Consider the following 3868-nt stretch of genomic DNA (forward strand, 5'->3'; position numbering starts at 1 on the left):
TGCCCATCCTGAAGTGTCTATTGATTTGCTAACCTCGCGTAGCGAAGCTGGTACCCGCGCTGATGAGATATTTCCAAGTTTACGCGGTATCTCAGATATCGTTTTTAGTGATTTGGGCGATGAGACACTTGCTACCTTAAAAAAGTGCGACGTAGTGTTTTTTGCCACCCCGCATGGCGTAGCTATGAAGCAAGCTGAGGCGTTAACGGCAGCGGGCGTCAAGGTCATTGACTTGGCGGCGGATTTTCGCTTGCAGTCATTAGCAGATTTTGAGCATTGGTATCAGCAAGCGCATGCCTGTCCTGAATTGTTAAAGACAGCCGTTTATGGCTTACCTGAAATAAATCGAGAAAAATTGGCCAATGCGTTGGTCGTTGGCAACCCTGGCTGCTATCCAACCACCGCTATTTTGGGCTTAAAGCCTATTATCGATGCGCAAAATCAGCAAGCCGAAAGGCTGGTTGAGTCGCGTATCGTTATCGATGCAAAATCTGGCGTTTCGGGCGCGGGTCGGCAAGCGAAGCTCGCGCTTAACTATGCGGAAACCACCGATAATTTCAAAGCTTATAGCGTTGAAGGTCATCGGCATTTACCAGAGATTGAGCAGGGCGTTGCTCAATTGTTAGAGAGCCAGTTTGACCATCGTATCCGTTTTTTACCGCATCTTGTGCCAATGATACGCGGCATGCTTAGCTCTATTCATTTAGAGCTTACCGAAGCAGGCACTGCTATCGATTGGCAGCAAATGTTTGAGAAAAGCTATGCGGCAGAGCCGTTTGTCGATGTGATGCCAAAGGGGCTTTATCCTGATACGCGCAGCGTGCGAGCCAGTAATCGTTTGCGTATTGGTATTCACCAAGACAATGCGCGTGCTGAGCTGACAGTGATTGTCGTTCAGGACAATTTGGTGAAAGGTGCGGCTGGGCAGGCCGTACAAAATATGAATGTGATGTTTGGTTTCGATGAATCGATGGGCTTAGACTTTGCCCCTATCGTTCCTTAACAGTTGTCTAGCTATTAACAAATCCCTCATATTTATGGTGCTAGGTATTGATTATAAATTCCGCTATAATAACCTGCCTTTACTGTTAAGAGATATCGTCTAAATGCGTTTGAAGAGTGCACCACGCCTTTGCCAACAGCCTGCACGAGTATCGTGCCAAGACTCTGTTTCCTATGATATGGGGCACGATTTGCATCTCTCTTATTCTCATTACCATCAGAGTCATGCGCTGATAAATAGCCCTATTATTAGCAACTCGCTTATTAGTAATAAGCAACGAGGCGCTTCTACCTTAGTATTGGCATTATTCGTGGTGACGGTATTGGTGACCGCTGGAGTTGGACTGGCATTTGGTCATAAACTTGGCTATCAGCGCGGCTATTATTCGATGCAAGCAGAAACTCAGCAAGCGGTGATTACCAGTAAAGAAGCCACGCAAGAACTAAAAGATTTACGCCTTAGCAGCAAAATTGCGACCAATGAAGCAGCTACTGCTAAGCAAGAGTTAGAAATAATTTTGGCAAATTTAAAAGAGCTACGTGAAAATCAACAGGAATTGACGGTTGAAAATAAACAATTGGCCCAACTTAATGAGATATATGCCGAGCTTGTTAGTGAAAATGGCGGTATGCCTTTACAAATACTTGGGGCAAAAATTAAGCCTTTGCCTGAAAACGCTTTTGAGTACGGCTTTGATGTGGCTATGCTGGCCAGCGACGGCAAAGCTAAGCGCTTAAAACCTACTTTGACCTTGCTGAATGACAATGACTTTGTAGAAGTGCCGCTTGAGCCGGCAAGTTATACCATCGATGGCATAACGCGAATCCGCGGCCGCTTTATGATGCCAACAGGCTTTAAACCTTTGCAGGTTAAACTAAGCTTAAATGCTGGTGGGCAGGAAGTAGAGCAATTATACGACTGGAAGCTTGGTGATAAGGTTGATAGCATGCCGTTGTCACTTTTAGATTTGCCAGAAGTTGATGAAAGCCCCATCGAACCTTAAGTTTTTGATATTTGATCGAACTTTATTTTATTGAATTTTAGGTTTTTAATGTATTAATACTTTCGTGTCTTATGCTAAGTGATAGCTAGACGGGTCTGCTACTCTTTTTTAATCCTCTTTATGCTGATACAGCATCGCTATTAATTTGTACGCTAATTATGATAAAACAACTGATATTACATTCAACGCCAACCGTTGCCGATTGGCATTTTCCAAATACGCCGCTGCGTCTGGCGCAAGATGGCGATACCGAGGGCGAAACTTCACCGCAAGCCGATGTATTGGTCGCTGAGCCAGAAGTGGCAAAACCGCCGATGTATGCAGTGGTCATGTATAACGATAACTACACGCCGATGGAGTTTGTCGTCTATGTGCTACAATCAGAGTTTCGTCATAGTATGGATACAGCGGTTGAAATTATGCTGACCATTCACAATAGCAGCAAAGGTATTGCCGGTATTTATCCAAAAGACATTGCTGAAACCAAAGCCAAAAAAGTCAATAGCTTGGCGCACCGCGAAGGTTATCCTTTATTGACTCAAATCGAGCCCCATCAGGGTGAGTAATTTTTTAGCCTATTTTGTCTTAAGTTTTCTCTAGTTGCTGTTGATTCTACTCACTTCTCTATTTCTTACCTTTTTATTTATTACAAGAACAGGCTAGAGCAAACCTGCTGTATTCGCCAATGGTTTGCTCTAATCTATTTGTCTACTTGATTCCTGCCTTTTTAAATTTATTGTCACTCCTTTAATTCTCTTTTATTAATCTTCCTAGCTTTGTATTTCCTGCTTGATTTTTCTTTCATATCACCCATATATTAAAGTATACCCTTGTACACTTAATCGTAGTAAACCCCACATTTTTTCATATCGTTTTAGCACCTTTTATCTCTGTTAAATTCAACCGTGAATTTTAAAAATAGTCGCTCTAAGTACTTTATTGCCTATTTGTCGCTTTAATACTGCATAATAAATACTGCGCAATAAAGGTCTAGTGGACACTTCGATACATTTTAGTCAGCGTTAAAAGATTGACTATGGTTAAGTATCATGTTGAGATAAAGGTAAGACGCAAATAGTACTCAAGCTATGGAAGACATCATTCAATAATATGCAGTAATGTCTGTTAATAATCCCAACATTGCCCTTGAACAATCCATCTATCGCCCTGATTTAGTTACTAACTCATTCATAAAGCTATCAATAATAAGATAGGTACAACCGTAGGAAGTCCTTATGTTAAGTCGTCATCTTGAAGTTTCTTTGCGTTTAGCAATGACACTTGCGCGCCAAAAATCGCATGAGTATCTCACTGTTGAACATCTGCTATTGGCGTTATTGGAAAATACCAATGCTGCCAATACGTTGACTGCTTGCAATGCCAATGTGTCAACGTTGCGTAGTGAGCTAGAAGCTTATATCAATAAGCATACGCCAACCGTGGACGCAGATTCTGAACAATCACCACAGCCAACCCAAAGCTTTGACCGCATTTTGCAGCGTGCTATTTTCCACGTGCAGTCTATTGGTGGCGGGCGTTTGGTGGAAGGTTCTGATATTTTGGTATCGATGTTTTCAGAGCATGATACCTATGCCGTTTATTTGCTTAAAAAACAAGGCATCAGCCGCCTTGAGCTGACCCAGTATTTATCACATGGTCAAGACAAAGACGAGCCATCTGAGCCACGTGCTTCCATGACTGGTGAGCGCCGTAGTGCGTCAGAAAAAACCAGTAAAGATCCGTTGGTTGAATTTGCAACCAACTTAAACCAGCGCGCCGCTGAAGGTAAAACTGACCCACTCATCGGTCGTGGTCCTGAGATTGAGCGTGCTGCCCAAGTGCTATGTCGCCGCCGTAAAAAC

General features: G+C 43.0%; 4 protein-coding genes. All 4 read left to right on the top strand.

Annotated features, from left to right (window positions below):
- Positions 1-1003, top strand: a 1003-nt coding sequence (argC, locus tag V7D75_RS06360) for an N-acetyl-gamma-glutamyl-phosphate reductase (RefSeq protein ID WP_333613873.1), incomplete at its 5' end; no start/stop codon positions are given.
- A 103-nt stretch (positions 1004-1106) separates the two neighbouring features.
- Positions 1107-2006 carry a hypothetical protein gene (locus tag V7D75_RS06365; protein WP_333613874.1) on the top strand — a complete coding sequence of 300 codons (900 nt, stop codon included), beginning with the start codon at positions 1107-1109 and terminating at the stop codon, positions 2004-2006.
- Between the two features lie 158 nt (positions 2007-2164).
- Positions 2165-2572 carry an ATP-dependent Clp protease adaptor ClpS gene (locus tag V7D75_RS06370; RefSeq protein ID WP_333613875.1) on the top strand — a complete coding sequence of 136 codons (408 nt, stop codon included), beginning with the start codon at positions 2165-2167 and terminating at the stop codon, positions 2570-2572.
- Between the two features lie 669 nt (positions 2573-3241).
- Positions 3242-3868: Clp protease N-terminal domain-containing protein (locus tag V7D75_RS06375; RefSeq protein WP_333613876.1), on the top strand; the 627-nt coding region annotated here is incomplete at its 3' end.

The sequence above is a fragment of the Psychrobacter sp. genome (assembly GCF_036731945.1).
Lineage (GTDB): Bacteria > Pseudomonadota > Gammaproteobacteria > Pseudomonadales > Moraxellaceae > Psychrobacter.

Bases quoted from the DNA above. Each gene is read 5' to 3' on its own strand.
- V7D75_RS06370 (WP_333613875.1), top strand. From the start codon at position 2,165: ATGATAAAACAACTGATATTACATTCAACGCCAACCGTTGCCGATTGG.
- V7D75_RS06365 (WP_333613874.1), top strand. From the start codon at position 1,107: ATGCGTTTGAAGAGTGCACCACGCCTTTGCCAACAGCCTGCACGAGTA.